This is a genomic window from Thiocapsa sp. (genome assembly GCF_035467215.1).
In the GTDB taxonomy this organism is placed as follows: domain Bacteria; phylum Pseudomonadota; class Gammaproteobacteria; order Chromatiales; family Chromatiaceae; genus Thiocapsa.
The window spans coordinates 1-20,788 of record NZ_DATITZ010000366.1 but is presented as its reverse complement, the minus strand read 5'-3'; the positions used below and the strand labels follow the sequence as shown (position 1 = coordinate 20,788).

General features: G+C 65.1%; 17 protein-coding genes. 11 read left to right on the top strand and 6 right to left on the bottom strand.

Annotated elements, in window-relative coordinates; genetic code table 11:
* Positions 1-200: 200 nt before the first annotated feature.
* Positions 201-956, bottom strand: coding sequence for a Crp/Fnr family transcriptional regulator (locus VLR48_RS19925; protein WP_325293450.1), 756 nt, complete (start codon positions 954-956; stop codon positions 201-203).
* A 228-nt stretch (positions 957-1,184) separates the two neighbouring features.
* On the opposite strand from VLR48_RS19925, the gene VLR48_RS19920 reads away from it, so the two are divergent.
* Complete coding sequence (locus tag VLR48_RS19920; protein WP_325293449.1) at positions 1,185-3,158, top strand: type IV pili methyl-accepting chemotaxis transducer N-terminal domain-containing protein; 1,974 nt, start codon at positions 1,185-1,187, stop codon at positions 3,156-3,158.
* A complete protein-coding gene (narL, locus tag VLR48_RS19915) occupies positions 3,155-3,814 on the top strand; it encodes a two-component system response regulator NarL (protein WP_325293448.1) in 660 nt (219 codons plus the stop codon). The genes VLR48_RS19920 and narL overlap by 4 nt, the downstream gene beginning before the upstream one ends.
* 104 nt (positions 3,815-3,918) lie before the next feature.
* On the opposite strand, the gene VLR48_RS19910 is transcribed toward narL, so the two are convergent.
* Entirely contained in the window at positions 3,919-4,803 is an 885-nt protein-coding gene (locus tag VLR48_RS19910; RefSeq protein ID WP_325293447.1) for a phosphoribosylaminoimidazolesuccinocarboxamide synthase, read from the bottom strand.
* 281 nt (positions 4,804-5,084) lie between these two features.
* Between VLR48_RS19910 and VLR48_RS19905 the strand changes: the two genes are divergently transcribed.
* Positions 5,085-5,471 (top strand): RidA family protein, encoded by a 387-nt coding sequence (locus VLR48_RS19905; RefSeq protein ID WP_325293446.1) that lies wholly within the window; start codon positions 5,085-5,087, stop codon positions 5,469-5,471.
* A 176-nt stretch (positions 5,472-5,647) separates the two neighbouring features.
* Positions 5,648-6,709 (top strand): lytic murein transglycosylase B, encoded by a 1,062-nt coding sequence (gene mltB / locus VLR48_RS19900; RefSeq protein WP_325293445.1) that lies wholly within the window; start codon positions 5,648-5,650, stop codon positions 6,707-6,709.
* Positions 6,710-6,770: 61 nt separating this feature from the next.
* Here the strand turns inward: mltB and VLR48_RS19895 are convergent, their stop codons facing one another.
* Positions 6,771-7,187 carry a secondary thiamine-phosphate synthase enzyme YjbQ gene (locus VLR48_RS19895; RefSeq protein WP_325293444.1) on the bottom strand — a complete coding sequence of 139 codons (417 nt, stop codon included), beginning with the start codon at positions 7,185-7,187 and terminating at the stop codon, positions 6,771-6,773.
* Between the two features lie 123 nt (positions 7,188-7,310).
* On the opposite strand from VLR48_RS19895, the gene recG reads away from it, so the two are divergent.
* The gene (gene recG / locus VLR48_RS19890) at positions 7,311-9,434 is read left to right on the top strand and encodes an ATP-dependent DNA helicase RecG (RefSeq protein ID WP_325293443.1); all 2,124 of its coding nucleotides are present in this window, start codon (positions 7,311-7,313) and stop codon (positions 9,432-9,434) included.
* A gap of 1 nt (position 9,435) precedes the next feature.
* On the opposite strand, the gene VLR48_RS19885 is transcribed toward recG, so the two are convergent.
* Entirely contained in the window at positions 9,436-11,178 is a 1,743-nt protein-coding gene (locus VLR48_RS19885; RefSeq protein ID WP_325293442.1) for a chloride channel protein, read from the bottom strand.
* 157 nt (positions 11,179-11,335) lie between these two features.
* On the opposite strand from VLR48_RS19885, the gene VLR48_RS19880 reads away from it, so the two are divergent.
* Positions 11,336-11,737, top strand: a complete 402-nt coding sequence (locus VLR48_RS19880) for a hypothetical protein (protein WP_325293441.1) — start codon at positions 11,336-11,338, stop codon at positions 11,735-11,737.
* A 137-nt stretch (positions 11,738-11,874) separates the two neighbouring features.
* On the opposite strand, the gene VLR48_RS19875 is transcribed toward VLR48_RS19880, so the two are convergent.
* Both VLR48_RS19875 and VLR48_RS19870 read right to left on the bottom strand, forming a co-directional pair.
* Positions 11,875-12,834: a serine hydrolase gene (locus VLR48_RS19875; RefSeq protein WP_325293440.1), complete on the bottom strand. Its 960-nt coding sequence runs from the start codon at positions 12,832-12,834 to the stop codon at positions 11,875-11,877.
* A gap of 339 nt (positions 12,835-13,173) precedes the next feature.
* Positions 13,174-13,533 carry a TusE/DsrC/DsvC family sulfur relay protein gene (locus VLR48_RS19870; RefSeq protein ID WP_325293439.1) on the bottom strand — a complete coding sequence of 120 codons (360 nt, stop codon included), beginning with the start codon at positions 13,531-13,533 and terminating at the stop codon, positions 13,174-13,176.
* Positions 13,534-13,818: 285 nt separating this feature from the next.
* Here VLR48_RS19870 and VLR48_RS19865 point away from each other — a divergent pair, with 285 nt between their 5' ends.
* The 5 genes from VLR48_RS19865 to VLR48_RS19840 all read left to right on the top strand — a co-directional run bounded on the left by VLR48_RS19865 (position 13,819) and on the right by VLR48_RS19840 (position 20,753).
* Positions 13,819-15,000, top strand: coding sequence for an NAD-dependent epimerase/dehydratase family protein (locus VLR48_RS19865; RefSeq protein ID WP_325293462.1), 1,182 nt, complete (start codon positions 13,819-13,821; stop codon positions 14,998-15,000).
* Between the two features lie 5 nt (positions 15,001-15,005).
* Complete coding sequence (locus tag VLR48_RS19860) at positions 15,006-15,683, top strand: 3'-5' exonuclease (RefSeq protein ID WP_325293438.1); 678 nt, start codon at positions 15,006-15,008, stop codon at positions 15,681-15,683.
* Between the two features lie 680 nt (positions 15,684-16,363).
* Positions 16,364-19,756 (top strand): type I restriction-modification system endonuclease, encoded by a 3,393-nt coding sequence (gene hsdR, locus VLR48_RS19850; protein ID WP_325293437.1) that lies wholly within the window; start codon positions 16,364-16,366, stop codon positions 19,754-19,756.
* Positions 19,753-20,034, top strand: coding sequence for an antitoxin (locus VLR48_RS19845; protein ID WP_325293436.1), 282 nt, complete (start codon positions 19,753-19,755; stop codon positions 20,032-20,034). Before hsdR ends, VLR48_RS19845 begins: the two co-directional genes overlap by 4 nt.
* A gap of 236 nt (positions 20,035-20,270) precedes the next feature.
* Entirely contained in the window at positions 20,271-20,753 is a 483-nt protein-coding gene (locus tag VLR48_RS19840; protein ID WP_325293435.1) for a type I restriction-modification system subunit M N-terminal domain-containing protein, read from the top strand.
* Positions 20,754-20,788 lie beyond the last annotated feature (35 nt).

Here is a 20,788-nt window from a genome sequence, read left to right as displayed (position 1 = left end):
GTCGCGCCGCGGATGCGCCCGCCGTCGAGACAGGGCTCGGAGACAAGCGGTGCAGCGTCATCGCGCGCGGTGCGGGCAAGACGCGTCTTTACCGCGCGCACGCAGGTCTGCTTGTTTCCGACGTGTTACTCGGGGATTGTACCCATCGCCGGCCTGTCGGGCGACGTCCGGAACCGTTCGCCGCGAGGACGAGGGCGACGTCAGCCCGCTGCGACCGCCGTGCTGGCTTGTACCGTGCTCCGCTCGGCGATCGGGTCGTCGAACACGAAGGCCGCCAAGCAATCCAGCGATGGGATCAGGATGGTCCGCCGCTCGATCTCGACCAGACCGCGATGGGCCAGCTCATGGAGCTCGCGCGAGAAGGTCTCGGCACTGATGTTGAGGTTGGATGCAATCAGCGCTTTAGCCGCCGGCAGGACCACGACCGCGCGATCACCCGCATCGGAGCTGCAGCGTCCCTGCTTGATCAGGAAGTCGGCCAGCCGCTGACGTGCGCTCATCAGGCAGCAGGCTTCCAGATCATGGACAAGGCGATGGACATCCCCGGCGACCAGCTTGAGCATGACGGCCGCGACCTCGGGCCATTCGGCGATGGCCGTTTGGATGCGCTCGCGACCGACCACGAGGATCCGACTCTCGCAGATCGACTCGGCGAAGACCGGACAGGGCTCATCCAGCAGGATGGCCGCGACACCGAAGACGCGGCCGGGTTGGAGGATGTCCAGAACCCGCTCGGCCCCTAGAGGGGAGAGCGCGGCGAGCTTGATCCCGCCCTTCAGCAGACACTGAAACCCGCTCGGGCGGCTGCCCTTCTCGCAGATGATCTGCCCCCGCGTCGCCGTGCGCAGTTGACTTCCGCCGGCGATGAAACGGGCCGGCTCGTCGGCAAGCGCGGCAAAGTCAGGGACGTCACGCAGGTAAGGAAGGAAATTAAAGGCGCGGTCGATATCGTTCATAGCCGAAGTCTATCGGCCGCGGAATTTACAACAAGGCGTGGAACGACTGATCGGTTTGCCGGGAAATACCTCTAAGGTAGTACCGGTGGTAGAGTGTCAAGATATTGAGAATTATCGTGGTTGTTTCGATCCGAGGCGTGGTGTCCCGGGTTCGAAACGGTCATGATTCTTTGGAGGTATCCCCTTTCGCGGTGCGCGCGACTGGGCTGGAATGCGGGGGTGATCGATATGAGCTCTCTTCTGCCGCGTTCGTTCCATCGCTCGATCCTGCTCAGCGTGGGTCTGTTGATGACCCTCGTCGTCGTTCTGGCGATCCTCGGCATGTCGATCGGCAGCAGCGTGGGCCGGGCGACGGAGGGGTTTGCCGCGGCCGTGAACCAGGCCGGGTCGCTGCGGATGCAGTCCTATCGCATCGGGATGGCGCTGGCCGATACGCGTGTCCCGGCCGACCTGCGTGCCGATCGGGTCGCGGAATTGGCCGAGGAGCTCGAGAAACGTCTGGCCAGTCCGCGCCTTGCCGACATCATACCGCGGCGTGCCGGCGAGGAGATTCGCGCCGCCTACGAGGGTATCCGTACGGATTGGAACGCGCGCATGCGCCCGCTCGTTTCGTCGGACATCGCGCGGTTGCGTGCGCTCGATCCGGGCACATCCCGAGATCCCCCCGCGATGGCCTATCTGGGTGATGTCGATGGCTTCGTCGAGCAGATCGACCTGTTGGTCGGGGAGCTGGAGCGGATCACGGAGGCGCGCCTGGCCATGTTGCGCGTCGTGCAGGCGGTCGCCTTGGTCCTGACGGTGCTCGTGGTGCTCGTGACCATGGTCCTGGTCATCGGCCGGGTGATCCAGCCGCTCGCGGAGTTGTTGGAGTGCGCGGACGGGTCGCGGCGCGGCGATTTCACGCGCCGTACCCGATTTACCGGCAACGACGAGCTGGGCCGGCTCGGCGAAGCCATGAATCGCATGGCCGCGGATCTCTCGCAGCTCTACACGGACCTGGAGGGTCGGGTCGCCGAGAAGACCCGGGATCTCGAGCGTTCCAACCAGACACTCGAGCTGCTCTACGGCGTGGGTCAGGCGCTTCACGAGGCGCCGATCTCCATCCCCGTGTTCGAGCGCGTCCTGCAGGAGATCCGGGTCAAGTTGCGGCTTCGCGCCGTCACCCTCTGCCTGGACGAAGCGCCGGATCTCTGCCCGGATCCGGACCGCCATCGAAAGGACGGCCGCTCGTGTGTGAGGGCGAGAGCCGAGGGCGAGCACCGCTTTGTCTGCTCGAGCGACGTATGCCCGGTTTGTCGCGAGGCCGAGCCCTTTCATCCGTTGCTGCGCACGCTCGGGCGGGGCGAGCGTCGATCGCCCGTGTCCTTCGTCGTCGCGGAGCAGGATCGGCCCTTCGGTGCGCTGATCGTGGAGCTGGAACGCGATCAGTCCCTGCCGCCCTGGCAAGGACGGCTATTGGCCTCGCTCGCCACGCTCGTCGGCACCGCGCTCAGTCTGCACCGACGCCAGCGTGACGGGCGGCGTCTCGCGCTGTTCGAGGAGCGCGGCGTCATCGCGCGCGAGCTGCACGACTCCTTGGCACAGTCGCTCTCCTACCTCAAGATCCAGGCGTCGCGCCTGGATGCACTCCTCGGCGCCGGCGCGCAGACCGAGCGCACGCGCGCCGTGCTCGGCGAGCTGCGCGAGGGCGTCAACAACGCCTATCGTCAGTTGCGCGAGCTGCTGACCACCTTTCGGCTCAAGATGGACGATCGCGGCCTCAATGCCGCGCTGGAGGCGACCGTGGCCGAGTATGGCGCGCGCGGGACCACCGAGATTTGCCTGGACAATCGGCTCCCCGCCTTGCTGCTGAGCCCCAACGAGGAGATCCATGTGCTGCAGATCGTTCGCGAGGCCCTGTCCAACGTCGTCCGTCACGCCGGGGCGGCGCATGCCTTGCTGCGCTTGGCAGCCGGTGGCGCCGGGATCCGCGTCACCCTGGACGACGATGGCCGCGGCATCGATCCGCACGCCGTCCCGCGCGGTCACTACGGCCTGAGCATCATGCGCGAGCGCGCCGCCGGCCTCGGCGGCGACATCGAGATCGCACCCGGTCCGCACGGCGGGACGCGTGTTCGCCTGACCTTCCCGAGCCGCCGAGCCCGAGACATCGACGCCGAGGTCAGCGATGCAGGCGCCATCGACGCGGTGCAGACCTCATGACGACCGACACACGAACCGCCGTCGTCGTCATCGACGACCATCCGCTCTTTCGAAAGGGCGTGTCCGATCTCATCGCGATGGCACCCGAGCTGATCCTGGTCGGGGAGGCGGGCGACGGGGAGGAGGGCGTGTCCGTTGCGACCAAGTGCCGCCCGGACCTGATCCTGCTCGACCTCAACATGAAGGGGATGAACGGCATACAGACCCTGGAACGTCTGCGCCGCGCCGATCTGGACGCGCGGGTCGTGATGCTCACCGTCTCCGACAGCGAGCAAGACGTGGTCGCTGCACTGCGCGCCGGGGCCGACGGTTACCTGCTTAAGGACATGGAGCCCGAGGATATCCTCGAACAGCTGCTCGCCGCCGGCCGCGGTCGCCTGGTGATCAGCCAACGGCTGACTGAGCTGATCGCGCGGGCGCTCTGCCACGACAGCCGCCCGGTGAGTCCCGGTGAGGCCGGTCTGACGCCGCGCGAGCGACAGGTATTGGGTCTGCTCGCCGACGGACTGAGCAACAAATTGATCGCCCGGGAGCTGGATCTCTCGCTTGGGACCGTCAAGGTCCACGTCAAACACGTCCTCAAGAAGCTCAAGCTCAGAACCCGCGTCGAAGCGGCCGTCTGGGCCGTTCGCCAATCCGCGCCCGAAGATCTCTGACCCGCGACAGGCAAGGTAGGGGCGGCTTCAGCCGCCCATGGTGCTTGGTTGACGGGGGGCGGGCGACTGAAGTCGCCCCTACGTTGCCCTGCCTCGCGGGCGGGTCAGGGGCGCGTCAAACGCTCCTCGGCCTCGCGGTATTTGGCGGCGGTCCGGTCGATGATCTCCTGCGGCAGCATGGGCCCCGGCGGGGTCTTGTCCCAGTCGAGCGTTTCCAAATAATCGCGCACGAACTGTTTGTCGAAGCTCGGCGGGCTGGTGCCGGGCCGGTATTGATCGGCCGGCCAAAAGCGCGAGGAGTCGGGCGTGAGCACCTCGTCGATCAGATGAAGCCGCCCCTCGCTGTCGAGGCCGAATTCGAGCTTGGTGTCGGCGATGATGATGCCGCGCTCCAGGGCGTACTCGGCGCAATCGCGATAGATGGCGAGGCTGACATCGCGCACCTGAGCCGCCAGCGCGGGGCCGAGCAGCCGTTCGGTGTGCGCGAAGTCGACGTTCTCGTCATGCCCGCCGATCTCGGCCTTGGTCGACGGGGTGTAGATGGGCTCGGGCAGCCGGTCGGCCTGACGCAGGCCGGGCGGGAGCGCGATGCCGCAGACCGCACCGCCGTGCAGATAGTCCTTCCAACCCGAGCCGATCAGATAGCCGCGCACGATCGCCTCCACCGGCAGCGGTGTGAGCCGGCGCACCACCATGGCGCGATCGCCGAGTTGGGCCGACTCATCGGGGTCTTCGACCACCGCCGAGACCGGGATATCGGCGAGATGATTCGGCACCAGCCGCGCCGTGCGTGCGAACCAAAAGCGCGAGACCCGCGTCAGGACCTCGCCCTTGCCGGGGATCGGCTGCGGCAGCACCACGTCGAACGCGGACAGACGGTCGCTCGCGACCATCAAGAGGTGCTCCTTGTCGATCTCGTAGAGATCGCGGACCTTGCCGCGTCCGATCAGTCGCAGCTTGGCGAGGTTGGACTGATGGAGTGCGTTCATGGCGTGTGATCCGGGGTTTCAAAGCGCGAGAGTATAGCCCGTAGCGCACAACGCATGCCTCCATGTGGGGGGCATCGGGGCGAAGGGGCGTAGGGGCGTAGGGGCGACTTTAGTCGCCTCGCTAGAAGGTGGTCTGGGCGACTGAAGTCGCCCCTACAACCCCTACATCGCCTAGATCCCCAGATCCCCAGATCCCCCAGATCCCACCCTTGGCGCGAGGCCTGCGCTGCATTAGGCTCACGCCGATGTCGTCGGATACCCATACGCAACGGAGTCACCACATGCCAAAAAGCATCATCAAGACCGATCAGGCCCCGGAGGCGATCGGGACCTACTCTCAAGCGGTTCGCGTCGGCAGCACCGTCTATCTGTCAGGCCAGATCCCGCTCGTGCCCGAGACTATGGAGCTGGTCTCGGGCGACATCGAGGCCGAGATTCGGCGTGTTTTCGACAACCTTCGTGCGGTCGCCAATGCGGCCAACGGCAGTCTCGCGGATGTCGTGAAGCTCAACGTCTTTCTGACCGATCTGACCCACTTTCCTTCGGTGAATCAGGTCATGGCCGAATACTTCGAGGAGCCCTATCCGGCGCGGGCGGCGATCGGTGTCGCGGCACTTCCGAAAGGGGCGCGGGTCGAGATGGACGCGGTCATGGTCCTGGCTGATTAAACCGCGCCGACTCCAGCGCTCGTCAGGTCCGCCGGGGCCGATCCCATCCAAAGCCATCGCAAACCGCGCCGGGCGCGGTTTAACGCCACAATCACGAGCTAAATTCACCGGTTGAATTGCTTTACTGAAAAACTGCCTTACTATAGCGGGCACCGAATTTTTGTCCTGGATTGCCCATGCGTGTTGTTTGCTCGATCGCCGCCCTGCTGTGTTTGACCCTGATTGCGGGCTGCGGCTCCCAGTCCACTCGCCCGGGCGAGATCGCGGACGGATCCCCCTATCCGTCTTCCGGCTCCGCGAGGGTGACCGGTGATTTCGCAGGGTATCCCGGCGTCGAGCCCTTCATTCGCCGCATGCAGCAGCAGGGTTTCGCGCCGAACCAGGTTGCTGCCGTCCTCTCCGGTGCGAAGCGCGAGCAGTGGATCATCGACGCGATGGATCGCCAGGCCCCGCGCCCGAGCACCGGGCCGACCGGGGCCTGGATACGTTATCGCGCCAAGTTCCTGACCCCGGACAACATCGCCAACGGGGTGCGTTTCTGGCAGCAAAACGAGGCCGCGTTGAACCGGGCGAGCGCGCGTTACGGTGTGCCGCCCGAATACATCGTGGCCATCATCGGTGTGGAGACCCGCTACGGCGGCTATGTCGGGAAGACCCGTATCGTCGACGCCCTGGCGACGCTCGCCTTCGCCTATCCGCGCCGCGCGGATTACTTCTCGGGCGAGCTGGCATCCTTCCTGGTCATGACCAAGGAGGAGGGTATCGATCCTTTCGGTCCGCGCGGTTCTTATGCCGGTGCGATGGGTCTCGGGCAGTTCATGCCCTCGAGCTTCCGCGACTATTCAGTGGATTTCGACGGCGATCGTCATCGGAATCTCTGGAATCCGGCGGATGCGATCGGCAGCGTCGCCAATTACTTTAAATCCCACGGTTGGCAGGCCGGCGTGCCGGTCGCCGTGCGCGCCAACGTGCAATCCCCCGGGACTGCTCGCGCGATAAAGTCGGGCTTCGATACGCGCTACAGCTTGAGCGAGCTCGCAGGCCGCGGAATCACCCCGGCCGGCTCGCTCGGCGGCGCCTCTCAGGTGAGTTTGCTCGAGTTCGATGTCGGCACCGGCTACGCCTATTGGCTGGGGTCGCAGAATTTCTACACCATCACCCGCTACAACCACAGCAGTTACTACGCAATGGCCGTGCACCAGCTCGCCCGCGCGATCGCGGAGCGCAAGGGCGCGTAGCGCGGGGTGCGGGTCTCGTCTCTCCAGAGTCTCGGCTCGGCGGCACGGGTCCGAACGGACTTCACTCGCCCTGAATGGTCAAGGTGATCCGGCGCCGATGCCCGTGCGTGCGATGCTCGTAGAGATAGAGACCTTGCCAGGTGCCGAGCGCGCAGGCACCGGCACTGATCGGCAGCGTCAGCTCGACCTGCGTGAGGATGGCCCGGATATGGGCGGGCATGTCGTCCGGTCCCTCGTCGCTGTGCTCGAAGAGCCGATCGCCGTCGGGGACCAATCGCGCCATGAAGGCATCGAGGTCGCTCCGCACGGTCGGGTCGGCGTTTTCGCAGAGAATCAGGGATGCGCTGGTGTGATGGACGAAGACATGACAGAGTCCGATCCGGACCCCCGAGGTCTGAACCTGTTGCTGGACGCTCCGGGTGATGTCGTAGGTGCCCCGGCCATGCGTGGTGACCGTGAGTGACTCTTGATGGATCATGGCGTCTCGTGAAATGGGTGGGTTCGTGAACCGGTCGAAGGACGCGATGGACGGCCGAATGATTCCCGGTCCGAGACGCGATTGTATCGGACTTGCGCGCACCCGCGAGGACAGCGTCAAACCGTGACCGACAACACCTCGGGGTCGACCGAAAATCCATCGCTTCCGACCCCTTCGCTCGACAGCATTCCGGTGGAGCGGCTCAAACGGGTCGGTCCGCGCGTCGCCGAGCGTCTCGGCAAGCTCGGGGTGCGCACTGTTCAGGACCTCCTCTTCCATCTGCCCCACCGCTATCAGGACCGCACGCGTTTGGTCCGGATCGCCGAGCTGCGGTCGGGCGACGAGGCATTGGTCGAGGGCGAGATCCAGGAGGTCGAGCTCTCGGGCGGGCGCCGCCGTTCGCTGAAGGTTTGGGTCTCGGACGGCGGGTTCGGCGGGCTCATGCTGCGGTTCTTCCATTATTCCAGACAACAGATCGATTCGCTCAAGCCCGGCGTGCGGCTGCGCTGCTACGGCGAGGTTCGGCAGGGGCCGAGCGCCTTGGAGATGGTCCATCCGGAATACCGCATCCAGTCCGAGGAGCCGGGCGCGATCGAGGAGCGCCTGACGCCGCTCTATCCCTCGACCGAGGGCCTGCAGCAATCCTCGTGGCGCGGTCTGACCGACCAGGCGTTGGCGCTCTTGGCCTCGCAAGCGCCGCGCGAGTGCCTGCCCGAGGAGGTCTTGCTCCCCTTGGGTCTGCCGAGCTTGGTCGAGGCGCTGATCTATCTGCACCGCCCCCCTGTCGATGCCCACCCCGACGATCTGATCGAGCGACGCCATCCGGCCTTCCACCGACTGGCGTTCGAGGAGCTGGTCGCCCATCAGGTCAGTCTGCGACGGCTGCGTGCCGCCCAGCGGGCGATCCTGGCACCTGCGCTCGCGGGCGACGGCAGCTTGCGACGCCGGCTGCTCGACGACTTGCCGTTTCGGATGACCGCCGCACAGGAACGCGTCGTCGCCGAGATCGCTGCCGATCTGCAGTGCGAGCGCCCGATGCAGCGTCTGCTCCAGGGCGATGTGGGGGCCGGCAAGACACTGGTCGCCGCGCTGGCCGCGCTTCAGGCGATCGAATCCGGCGCGCAGGTCGCCCTGATGGCACCGACCGAGCTCTTGTCCGAGCAGCATCGACGCGGCTTCGCGGGCTGGCTCGCCCCGCTCGACATCGAGCCTGTCTGGCTGGTCGGGCGACACAAGGGTCGCGAGCGCGCCGGGTTGCTCGAGGCCATCGCGAGCGGTCGTGCCCGCATGGTGATGGGCACCCACGCGCTCTTTCAGGAGGATGTGATCTTCTCCGATCTCGGGCTCGTCATCATCGACGAGCAGCACCGATTCGGCGTGCACCAACGCATGCGGTTGCGTGCCAAGGGCGGCGGTGACGGCGGTGCGCCCCATCAGTTGATCATGACCGCCACGCCTATCCCGCGCTCGCTCGCTATGACCGTCTATGCGGATCTGGATCTTTCCGTCATCGACGAGCTGCCGCCCGGGCGCACGCCGATCGTTACGGTCGCGGTTCCGGACACCCGTCGCGAGGAGGTCATCGCTCGCGTGGAGCAGGCCTGTGCACAGGGCCGCCAAGCCTATTGGGTCTGCACCCTGATCGAGGAGTCCGAGGCGCTGGAGTGCCAGGCCGCCGAAGAGACCGCGCGTCAGCTGGCCGAGAGCCTTCCCGGCATCCGCATCGGCCTGGTCCACGGGCGTATCAAGGGGCCCGAGCGCGAGACGGTGATGGCCGCCTTCGCCGCCGGCGAACTGGATCTCTTGGTCGCGACCACTGTGGTGGAGGTGGGGGTGGATGTCCCGAACGCCAGCCTCATGATCGTCGAGAACCCCGAGCGGCTCGGTCTCGCGCAGCTGCATCAACTGCGCGGACGGGTGGGACGCGGGTCCGTCCAAAGCCATTGCGTACTGCTCTTCCATCCGCCTCTGTCGATCGCCGCACGCGAGCGTCTGGCCATCATCCGCGCCGCCGAAAGCGGTTTCGAGATCGCCGAGCGCGATCTGGCCATGCGCGGAGCGGGGGAGGTTTTGGGCACGCGCCAGACCGGCGCCGTGCAGTTTCGCGTCGCCGACCCCCTGCGCGACCAACACCTGGTCGCCGCCGCCCAGCAGGCCGCGGACCTGATCCTGGCGCGCCATCCCGATCGGGTCGAACCCTTGATCCAACGCTGGCTGGGATCACGCGAGCTGTACGGGAGCGTTTGATTCAATACCGGTAAGCCGATTCGATCCGCTCTCGGGTCAAGACGCCGTAGATGTGCGTGATCCCGGGCGCGATCATTCGCTCCACGTAGAGCGCCTCGGCGCCGCGCGTCTGCATCAGGTCGAGCGCCTCTTGAAGGGTCGCCTGCAGATGGATCGGGGCGAGCTCGAGCCGATTCCCCGGGATCGCGAGCAAGTCGATCTCCTGCGTATCGGGCGCCAGCGAAAGGGCGCTTGCCACGGCAATCCCGGGCATCAGGTAGGCCGGTCCGCCATCCTTGTCGACGATGACCCATTCGGGCTCGTCCCCGACGAGGCGCAATGCCTGGTCCCGGGTCAAGCGTTGTTCGTGCCGCGCAAAGCGGGTGTTCATCGCACCGCCGACGCCGCTGCGCCTGAGCAGGTGCACCACCGGGTTGGATCGGTAGTCCAGACCGTTCGCGCGCAAGGTCGTGAGGAAGAGCGAATCCCTGCCGAACAGCTCCTTGCTGGTCAGCGCGGCCAAGATGATCACCAACATCCCCGGCATAATCACGCCCGGACTGTGGGTCAGCTCGACGATGGCGGTCAAGGCCGCCAAGGGCGCCTGGAGACTCGCACCCATCATGGCCCCCATCCCGAGCAACGCGAAAAAGGCGACCTGATCGGCGTCGATCCCTGCGAAGGTCACCGCAGCGACACCGACCAGATTGCCGAGGATCGCACCCATGAAGAGCGCTGGGCCGATGGTCCCGCCCGGGATCCCGAGTCCCGCGCTGGCCGAGGTCGCGAGCAGCTTGAAGAGCAGCAGAAGGAGCAGGAAGCTCCAGGCCAGCGGCTCGGTCAGCAGTTTGCGCAAGGTGTCGTAGCCCAGCCCCATTACCTCCGGGACCACCGCGCCGGCGATCCCGGCGATCACCCCGGCCAAGCAAACCCGGCGGAAGAAGCTCAGGCGTTTGCCCCAGCCGGCAATCGTCTTGATCGACTGGATATAGGCCGCCGAAAGTGCACCGACGAGGAGCCCGAGCACTGCGACCGGGAGAAGGGCGGTCAGCGATGTCACCACGATCGGCGCGACCTGGAGCACCGGATCACTGCCGAAGACCGCGACCGATAGGGCATTCGCACTCACCGCAGCCAGGATGATCGGCACGAAGCTCGCGACGCTGTATTCCAATCCCAGCACCTCGAGCGCGAAGATCACGCCGGCGAGCGGCGTGTTGAACGACGCCGAGATCCCGGCCGCGGTGCCGCAAGCCGCCATGTTGCGGATACTGTTGTTCGGGAGGGTCAGAAATTGTCCGATCAGGCTCCCGCTCGCGGCGCCGAGATAGACATGCGGTCCCTCGCGTCCGACCGAATGACCGCTGACGATCGCGATCGCCGCACCCAGAAACTGGAGCACGAACCCGCGCCGGGTCATGTGTCCCTGGTGATATTCCATGCGCTCCATGACGCGGGCGACCCCGAGCACATAGATGCCGTGCGCGAAACGCACGAAGAGCAGCCCGATCAGCACCGAGCCGAGCAACGGCAGCACCAGACGGACCAGGATCGGAAGACCTTCGTAGTTTTCCCCGTGACCGGGAAGGGTCGTCGCCTGCAGGCCCTCCACGGAGAGACGGAAGGCGACGATGACGACTCCGGCCGCGACGCCGGTGAGCAGACCCAAAACGGCCGGCCAGAAGAGTGCATCCGGACGCGAAAGCCGGAGTCTCAACAACTCCATGGCGCGATGCAGCTGACTTCCCGATGATGTGCGTCGCATCCTGGGCAGTCCCCCGTTCAGGCCCTCGCGACACCGCTGCGCGGAGCCGCGCATGCTCCCGGTGCTCCGCGCCACGCGACGCCTGAAGTTACGAACAACGCACGCCGTCGGTATATCATTGGCGCTCCGAGATCATGCTTAGCGGGGGAGTGTTTTGATGGATCGCGCGAGTGAAAGCCAAGAGATTTGGGTCTTTTCGACCTTGGTGGCGGGGTTTGCCTTGTCGTTTTTGATCGCCGTGGTGCCCCACCTCGACGGCGCCTATCGGCTCGAGCCCTTGATGCTGGCGGCTTGGATGATCCCCTATATCATCCTGTCGGTGATCGTATGGTTTCTGCGCGGTCCGGCCCGGCTGCGCACCATCCTCGGCGTCGTCTGGATCCAGCTGCTGACCGTGTTGATACAGCGCGCGATCCTCGGCGACCCCGAGGGTCTGTCACTGTTTCTGATACCGCTCGCGACCGCGCTCGGACTGCTGCTCCTGGTTCCTCAGTTATGCGGTCGCATGGAGGACGGGCCTCTGGGGCCGATCTGCGGGCGGCTTTTCAATCGGAGCTAACCGTCGTGAAGGCCATCAAGGGGTAGGGGTGGCTTTACCCGCCTTGAGCGGCAGGCGCGGCACCGACGTAGGGGCGGCTTCAGCCGCCTTGCGGTGCGTGGCTCGGCGGAGGCGGGCGACCGAAGTCGCCCCGACCTTCAGACGAGCCTGTAACGGCCCTTCATGTCCTGATAGACCAGGTTCGACACGCGCCGGATGACGTCTCCCCGGCTGCGGATCCAAGCGCCGTAGTTCTCGGCGCGGCTCGGTCGCTCGATGATGCCGACCACCGTGTAGGCGTGATTGCGCCCGCGCTGATCGGGGATCTCGATCACGCCCATGTCCCCGCAGAGCATCGCGGTCGAGCCGGTCTTGTTGTAGACCTTCGCCGCCGCAGGTAAGCCGGCTACGCCCTTGGACAAGCGGTCGCCGCCCGGCAATGCCATCATACGCAGCATCTCCTTGCTGTTCGGCATGCGGCCTTCCCAAACCGAGATCAGGAAGCGGCTGTAGTCGTGCGCCGAGGCCTGGTTGCGATAGGTCTGTCCGGTCGTCGGGATCTTCTCGACGATCCGGGTCTCTTGGAAGATGGCGGGCGCGCGCTGCTTCAGCACCAACTCGACATCCGCGGGTCCGCGGCGGGATTGGTGCTGGCTCACCAGATCCATGATCCGGTTGGTGTCCGGGTTGCTGCTGCGCTGGAGCATCCGCTCCATGCATTGGCGGACATCCTCCGAGTAGGCGACCTGGCCGCGCGAGCCATCCATCTGGAAGAAATAGGCCTGCGCGACGAGCGGCTTGATCATACTCGCGGCTTGTCGCGGTACAGCCTCGTTGATCGAGACGATCTTCTTGCGGGCGGTGAAATCGTACACCGACCACGAGGTCTTCTCGTTGGGCTGAAGCATGCCTTGGCGACGCATGCTCGTCACCATCTCGACGACTTGGCGTTGCAGGGATGTCCGGTTCGAGGCCGCCTCGGCAAGGCCGGGTACCCCTCCGGCCAAGAGTCCGGCAGAGGTCGCGGCAAGCGCGGCAAGAAAGGTGCGTCGATCGGGACGAAGCGGATGCTCGTCTTCGGCGATCGGTTGTTCGTCGACGTGATTGCGGTCGTACATGATCAGCTCCCCCCGTGATCCGGTTTCAGCCTGCGGCCGCCTGCCGGTCCGGGTGAGCAGTGATTCGGAGCATCCCCGGCCCGCGTCGCGACGCGTCCGGAACACGCTTCAGCCTCGGACCTCCCCAAGCGAAAGGCGGTAGCAGTTCGAGGGCAAGGATAGGCGGGTCCTCACGGATTGGCAAGAAAACGCCGACGAAAAGACCCGATATGTCAGACGGATTGCGCCCGTTATTGATGGGAGTTCGGATGAATCTTGTCGGCCTTTTATACGCGATGTCGGCCGGGTGACCGACATCGCGGCGGCAGCGCATGAGCGCGAACCGCGACTCGGAAATCCTTACTGGACGCTCCCGAATGACTTGTCCACCGCACCCGAGGGGGCCTGGAGCCCGGCAAACCGACAGCCTTGCGCGACCGGGCCGCCCGGGAAGATCCCATAGAGATACTTGAGGCCGCCGCGGCCGTGGAACGCCTCTTCGAGCGCGTCGTGAAGGTCCCGCACGTTGGGTTTCTCGTGACGTGCGAAATAGTCCTGCAACGCCTTGATCATGTCCCAGTGATCGTCGCTCAGCGTCACCGCGTCGGCCCGAGCCGCGGCAACCGCCTGCTCGCGCGTCCAGTCGTCCGGGGCATCCGGAAACTCGGCATCCCGTACGACGGAGCCCGGATTCATGATCTCACCCATGCTTTGTGCCACGATCGTTACCTCCTGAGAATGAATGATTGGTCGTCGTTGCAGCGCTGGATGCCGTCATCCGCAGTGCTGTGCCCGATGCTGCGATCCGGTCGGCCCGTAAGCCGTTCCGATATCGCGCTCGGTAGTGCATGAGTGTCGAACCTGACGGGGGTTGCGTCAACCGGTTCGCCGGGGTCCGGGGCACACACGCCGGCGATTCGCGGATTCTCGTCGCGCAAAGCTGGTGAGCCGGCCCATGCGCGCGCTACCCTAAGCAATCGCGAACACACAGCATCGAAAACGGAGATCGGCGCGAGTGAGCAGGACAAGGTCGGGGCGAGGGTCTATGTGGCCGGACATCGCGGTACGGTGGGAGCCGCCATCGTGCGCCGCTTGGAGGCCGCGGGTGTCTCGGACATCCTCGCGCGCACCCATCGCGAGCTGGATCTCACGGATACCCGGGCGGTCGATGCCTTCTTCGCCGAGACGCGCCCGTCTCGGGTCTACCTGGCGGCGGCCAAGGTCGGCGGCATCCAGGCCAACAACAGCTTCCCAGCCGCGTTCATCCATCAAAACCTGATGATCGAGGCCAACATCATCCACACCGCCTGGCGCAACGGTGTAGAACGCCTGTTCTTTCTCGGCAGCTCCTGCATCTATCCGCGTCTCGCCCCGCAGCCGATCGGCGAAGAGGCCCTCTTGACCGGGACGCTCGAGTCCACCAACGAGCCGAGCTTGATCCGCATCATGCAGCAGGTCCAACCCGACGAGCTTTACAACCTCGCCGCACAGAGCCATGTCGCCGTCTCCTTCGAGGAGCCCGAGTACACCGCCGACTCCGACGGCATCGGGACCCTGTGCCTGCTCGAGGCGATCCGCATCCTCGGCCTCGAGCGCAAGACCCTGTTATACCAAGCGTCGACCTCCGAGCTCTTCGGCAAGGTCCAGGAGGTGCCCCAGAGCGAGACCAAGCCCTTCTACCCGCGCTCGCCCTATGCCGACGCGAATGCTTCAACGTGGCCGAACGGCACGAGTAAGACTGTCCCGACGACCCACAGGCCGTCGAGCCTGTTACCGGCCTCGATGATCAGTCGCTTTGAGAATGCCCAGCGGCGCTTGGGCATCGAAGTTCCCCGCCTCCTCGCGATGGCTCCGGGCACGGTCACGCCGTCTGATCGGCTTCGTTCATCCCCCGGCCAGGAGCAAAGAAGGCGATCGCCGCGCAGCGACAGCACCCGGGATCGACGGCTTGCAGTCGTCCTCTTCCGCTGCCCCGACATTCTGCCGGGTCGCGTGTTTGCCCGACGCCAGGGAACGTCATGGGTGGAGCATGGCCGACAATGCTATGCTCGCGACCGGGTTTGGGATCCGTGGACGGCAGTCGTGCACCATTGGATCCCCGCGTGCCGGTCGAGACGCCTTCGCCATGCCACGTATCGAATCAGCATCTTTGACCAGCAAGGGCTTCGGCGACAACGAGGAGACTAAGAGGGATGGATTCGGTTGTCGTGATCGACTTCGAGACCACCGGTCTCTCGCCGGACATGGGCGATCGTGCGACCGAGATCGCGGCCGTCTTGATCCGCGACGGGCGCATCGTCGATCAGTACCAGAGCCTGATGAATGCCGGTGTGCGCATCCCGTCCTTTATCGAGCACCTCACCGGGATCAGCAACGCCATGGTGCGCGAGGCGCCGCCGTCCAACCGAGTCATGGCCGAGGTCGCGGACTTCGTCGGCGACTATCCCCTGGTCGCCCACAACGCCTCGTTCGACCGCAAGTTCTGGGATGCCGAGCTGGCGCGCATCGGGCGCAGGACCCCGCAGGCCTTCGCCTGCTCGATGTTGGTCTCCCGTCGCGTCTTGCCTCAAGCACCCAACCACAAGCTCGGTACCCTGGTCGAATACGCCGGGTTACCGGTCACCGGCCGCTATCACCGGGCGCAGGCCGATGCCGAGATGGCGGCGCATCTGACGCTGTATCTGGAGCGGGCCTTGATGGAGCGGTTCGGGCTCACGGAGGTTACGCACGACCTGCTCGGGCGGATTCAGCGCACGGCGAAGACACAGCTTGAAAGCTGCATCGCGCGTTACGGCGGAGCTGGCTCGGAGGAGGGATCCAACGGCAAGACGCGGCGTCGGCAGCGCAGCCGATCGGGCGCGGCATCATGACGCTGCCGAAGATCGGCGCACGGTCCGACCCCCAGCGACTCGTCGATCGCGATGCCTATTGCGACCGCGGCAATGCGGAGGACTCGAAGCTGCGGCTCAGATATCCCGTTACGGCTCGCCCGATGACCGATCGCGAACGGGCACGATATCAGCAGTGGAAAAGAAAATGAAACACCTACCGACAACCGACTCAATCTCGGAGCTCGCGGCCTTTTGGCAGGTCCACGATCTCACGGATTTCGAAGATGAACTCGTCGAAATCAGCGAACCGGTATTCCAGCGCGCAGAGGAAGTTTCCATTCGTCTGGCATCCGAAGACATCTCCGCTCTCCGAAGAAGAGCAAGGCGCGAGCACCTCTCTGAAGCGGACCTGATATCAAGATGGGTGCATGAGCGTTTGCGCGGGAACGAGAATTCGCCAACAAGTCGCTAAAGGCAAAATGGGGCGTCGGCAGCGCAGCCGATCGGGCGCGGCATCATGATGTTGCCGAGGACCGGCGCTCGGCGGTCCAGCCGCCAGATGCTCGTCGATCGCGATTGCGATCATGACCGCGGCAATGCAGAGGGCTCGACCCCGCGGCTCAAGCTGGGCATCTGCTCTCTGATACCGATGCCCTCTGTATCGCGTTGCGGCGCGTCGGCAGCGGCAAGCGGATGAGCGTTGCGACAGGAGTGTTTTGATGCCAACCGAGGGGGTATCACGAAACTTCGGATTCCTGCGGGCCTATGAGCCGCAGCTTGATCGCCTCGGCGCCCTGGCGGAGCGCTATTTCGCCGACGATCCCTCGACCTGCCTGATCAAGCTCCGCCAGTTCGGCGAGGAGCTGGCCCGCCAAGTGGCCGCTCGGAGCGGTCTTCTCGTCACCCCGGACGAGCTGCAATCGGACCTGTTGCGTCGTCTCAAGCTCGAGCGTGCGGTTCCTCCCGAGGTCCTCGACCTGTTTCACCAGGTCCGGATTCTCGGCAACCGCGCGACCCACGATGGATACGGCGATCACCGCGATGCCCTGACCACGCTCAAGATCGCCCGGCAACTGGCGATCTGGTTTCACCGGACATTCGGAAAGGACACCGGCTTCAAGCCCGGCCCTTTCGTGCCGCCGACCGCACCGCAGGCCGCTTCGGAATCCCTCGTGGAGGAGCTGGAGCAGCTGCGCGCCCAACGGGCTCAACTGCTCGGCGAGGCCGAGAAGGCACGGGAAGCGGTCGAAGCGGCGAGGGTCGCTTATGAAACCACCGAGGCCCGCGCCCGCCGGATCGACGAGGAGCGAGAGCTGTGGGCCGCGATTGCGCAGGACGCGGAGGACCAGAAGAACGCCGCGTTGGCCGACCTGCTTGTCCTACAGACTGCCGCCGCCCAAGCCACGCCGCAGCAGAAGGCTCGCCGGCAGCAACAGGCCGAGCAAGCCGCCAAAGGGATCGATCTGGACGAGGCCGCGACACGCGCCATCATCGACGCGCAACTGCGCATTCGAGGCTGGGAGGCCGATACCGAGCTCTTGCGCTACAGCCAGGGCGCGCGCCCGGCCAAGGGCAGGGCGATGGCGATTGCCGAATGGCCGACCGCGAGCGGTCCGGCCGACTATGCACTCTTCTATGGCTTACCCTGTCTCGGCACGGTGGAGGCGAAGCGCGAACGCAAGAACGTCTCCGCCGCCGTCGATCAGTCCGAGCGCTACGCGCGCGACATTGTCCTCGAGGACGGCGAGGCGGAGGCGATCGGGGGTCCGTGGGGCGCCTACCGGGTCCCCTTCGTCTTCGCGACCAATGGACGGCCCTATCTCAAGCAGATCGAGACCGAGAGCGGCATCTGGTTTCGCGATACCCGCAAGGCTACCCATCACCGCCGCGCCCTGAACGACTGGCCGACGCCCGACGGGCTCAAGGCATGGCTGGAGATCGACATCGAGGCCGCCCACGAGGCCCTCAAGATCCAGCCGATGGTATTCGGCTTCCCCCTGCGGCCCTATCAGCAGCAGGCCATCGAGGCGGTCGAGTGGAGCATCGCCGACGGCTTGCGGTCCCTGCTGGTCGCCATGGCGACCGGAACCGGCAAGACCAAGCTCGCCATCGCCTTGCTCTTTCGCCTCCTCAACGCGAAGCGCTTTCGCCGCGTCTGCGTCGTGGTGGACCGCAGCGCCCTGGGGCAGCAGACCGGCGGGGAGTTCTCGTCCACCAAGGTGGTCGGGACCAAGACCTTCGCCGACATCTTCGATCTCAAAGGTCTGGACGCCGCCGGTCCCGAGCCGGAAACCAAGGTCCACATCTGCACCATTCAGGGCCTCGTGCGCCGGGTGCTCTACAACGCCGATCCGGCCGATGTCCCGCCCATCGACCAGTACGATCTGATCGTGATCGACGAGTGCCACCGGGGCTATCTACTGGACCGCGAGCTCTCCGACGGCGAGCTCAGCTTCCGCAACGAGGCGGACTATATCTCCAAATACCGCCGGGTCCTGGAGCACTTCGACGCGGTCAAGATCGGCCTGACCGCGACCCCCGCCCTGCATACGGTGCAGATCTTCGGCGATCCGGTTTACACCTACTCCTACCGCGAGGCGGTCGTCGACGGCTACCTGATCGACCATGAGCCGCCGATCCAGATCACCACCGCACTCTCGCAGGCCGGGATTCATTTCGGCAGGGGCGAGCAGATCGAGCTGCTCGACACCAAGACCGGCCAGATCGACCTTTCCCATGTCCCGGACCAGATCGACTTCGAGGTCGAGGCCTTCAACAAGCAGGTCGTGACGGTCAACTTCAACAAGGTTGTGGCCGAGGAGCTGACCAAGCACATCGATCCGGACCTGCCGGGAAAGACCCTGGTCTTTGCCGCCACCGACGCCCATGCCGACATCGTCGTGGATCAGCTGAAAAAGGCGTTCAAGACGCGCTACGGCGAGATCGAGGACGCCGCGATCCGCAAGGTCACCGGCAGCGTCGATCAGGTCAGCGGCCTGATCCGCTCCTATCGCAACGACGACCTGCCGAAGATCGCCGTCACCGTCGATCTGCTGACCACCGGGATCGATGTCCCCAAGATCACGAACCTCGTCTTTCTGCGCCGCGTCAACAGCCGCATCCTCTACGAGCAGATGCTGGGCCGGGCAACCCGGCGTTGCGACGAGATCGGCAAGGAGACCTTCCGCATCTTCGATGCCGTCGATCTCTATCCGCATCTCCAGAACCTGACCGACATGCGCCCGGTCGTGGTCAATCCCTCGATCGGCCTGGAGCAGCTCTTCGAGGAGATCGCCAAGGTCGAGACGGACGCGCACCGCGAAGAGATCCGCGACCAAATCCTGGTCAAGCTGCGTCGCCGTCTCGGCAAGCTCTCCGGCGAGGCCCGCGAGCAGTACGAGGCGAATGCAGGTGAAACGCCCGAGGCGACGCTGAAGCGCCTGGCGGAGCAGCCGCTCGACACGAGCGTCGTCTGGATCAGGTCAAGGCTCGGTCTGGGCCGTATCCTCGACCGGGAACCGGAGGCGTATGCGCCGCGCCGAATCCCGATTTCGTCGCACGATGATCGGATTGCCGAGGTCGTGCGCGGCTACGGGTCCGCCGACAAGCCTGAGGATTTTCTCGACGGCTTCACCAGCTACGTCCGCAACAACGTCAACAAGATCGCCGCCCTGACGGTTGTGGTGCAGCGCCCGCGCGAGCTGACCCGCGCCCAGCTTCGCGAGTTGCGCCTTGCGCTCGACAAGTTGGGTTATTCCGATGCCAACCTGCGCCGGGCGTGGCAGGATGCCAGGAACGAAGAGATCGCCGCCTCGATCATCGGGTTCGTCCGTCAGGCCGCCCTCGGCGACGCGCTGATTCCCTTCGACGAACGGGTCCGCGCCGCCATGCAGCGGATCCTCGCCAAACACCCCTGGAGCGATCCGCAGCGCAAATGGCTCAAGCGCATCGCCGAGCAGATCGAGCGCGAGATCGTGGTGGACCGCTCGGCACTCGACCGTGAGCCCTTCCAGGCCCACGGCGGTTTCAGCCGTCTCAACAAGGTGTTTGATGGTCAGCTCGAGGCCGTTCTCGGCGAGCTGAACGAAGCGCTCTGGAGCAAGACAGGATGATCAAGCTTGATTCCGAGGAAAAAGAAATTCTGGAGGCATTTGAGTCCGGAAATCTCAAAAGGGCAAAAAGTGCTGTTGAAGAGATGAAGGCTCATCAAGCCATTGCGGAAGCCACGTTCAGGAAGGACGCACGTATCAGCATTCGCCTTTCCTCCAAGGATCTTCGCGCGTTACAAGCACGGGCGTTGCAGGAAGGAATCCCATGCCAAACGTTTGTATCCAGCGTACTGCACAGGTTCGTCGATGGCCGATTGGTCGACAAATCGGTGAAGAAGTAGAATGCAGCGAGTCGGTTGGGCAAAGCCCGCACGATGTGCTCGCAGGCCGCGCTCGTAAGACCGGCCACCCAAAACACCACTCGCTCGTGACACCCGCTCTGCGGTGTCACGCATGCCCCTGGCGCTCTGCGCCACGAGCCACGATGGCCGGAGTTAGGAGCAAGGCCCGCTCGCTGAAGAACCGTGGTTGTCTCGAATACTTCGCCCTCTCACTCAGGATCGACCCGAACCCCGCAATGACCGAAAACGTGACCCGCGACATCGTCGCCAAGCTTTGGAACCTCTGCCACATCCTGCGCGACGACGGCGTGACCTACAACGAATACGTCACGGAGCTGACCTTCCTGCTCTTCCTCAAGATGATGCAGGAGACCGGGCATGAGGACCGCATCCCGAACGGGTACGGCTGGGAGGCATTGTCGCAGCGGGAGGGTCTCGACCAGCTCGAATACTACCGCCGCCTGCTGCTGGATCTGGGCGACACCAAGAAGACGCAGGATCCCACCATTCTCGCCATTTTCGCCGACGCGGGCACCAAGCTGCGCAAGCCCGCGAACCTCAAATCCCTGACCATGGCCATCGACAAGCTGGACTGGTTCTCGGCGCGCGAGGAGGGCCTCGGCAACCTCTACGAGGGCCTGCTTGTTGTCGCTCACTTTATTTCACCGGCCGATTCCCGAATTATTTCGCGCGGAATGCTCGCGGCTTTCCCGCACTGATCACCTCGGTGGCGCAGTGTCGGCAGGTGGATGAG

Bases quoted from the DNA above. Each gene is read 5' to 3' on its own strand.
- VLR48_RS19860 (WP_325293438.1), top strand. From the start codon at position 15,006: ATGGATTCGGTTGTCGTGATCGACTTCGAGACCACCGGTCTCTCGCCG.
- VLR48_RS19905 (WP_325293446.1), top strand. From the start codon at position 5,085: ATGCCAAAAAGCATCATCAAGACCGATCAGGCCCCGGAGGCGATCGGG.
- narL (WP_325293448.1), top strand. From the start codon at position 3,155: ATGACGACCGACACACGAACCGCCGTCGTCGTCATCGACGACCATCCG.
- VLR48_RS19920 (WP_325293449.1), top strand. From the start codon at position 1,185: ATGAGCTCTCTTCTGCCGCGTTCGTTCCATCGCTCGATCCTGCTCAGC.
- VLR48_RS19885 (WP_325293442.1), bottom strand. From the start codon at position 11,178: ATGCGACGCACATCATCGGGAAGTCAGCTGCATCGCGCCATGGAGTTG.
- VLR48_RS19875 (WP_325293440.1), bottom strand. From the start codon at position 12,834: ATGTACGACCGCAATCACGTCGACGAACAACCGATCGCCGAAGACGAG.
- VLR48_RS19895 (WP_325293444.1), bottom strand. From the start codon at position 7,187: ATGATCCATCAAGAGTCACTCACGGTCACCACGCATGGCCGGGGCACC.
- VLR48_RS19845 (WP_325293436.1), top strand. From the start codon at position 19,753: ATGATCAAGCTTGATTCCGAGGAAAAAGAAATTCTGGAGGCATTTGAG.
- VLR48_RS19910 (WP_325293447.1), bottom strand. From the start codon at position 4,803: ATGAACGCACTCCATCAGTCCAACCTCGCCAAGCTGCGACTGATCGGA.
- hsdR (WP_325293437.1), top strand. From the start codon at position 16,364: ATGCCAACCGAGGGGGTATCACGAAACTTCGGATTCCTGCGGGCCTAT.
- VLR48_RS19880 (WP_325293441.1), top strand. From the start codon at position 11,336: ATGGATCGCGCGAGTGAAAGCCAAGAGATTTGGGTCTTTTCGACCTTG.
- VLR48_RS19925 (WP_325293450.1), bottom strand. From the start codon at position 956: ATGAACGATATCGACCGCGCCTTTAATTTCCTTCCTTACCTGCGTGAC.
- VLR48_RS19840 (WP_325293435.1), top strand. From the start codon at position 20,271: ATGACCGAAAACGTGACCCGCGACATCGTCGCCAAGCTTTGGAACCTC.
- mltB (WP_325293445.1), top strand. From the start codon at position 5,648: ATGCGTGTTGTTTGCTCGATCGCCGCCCTGCTGTGTTTGACCCTGATT.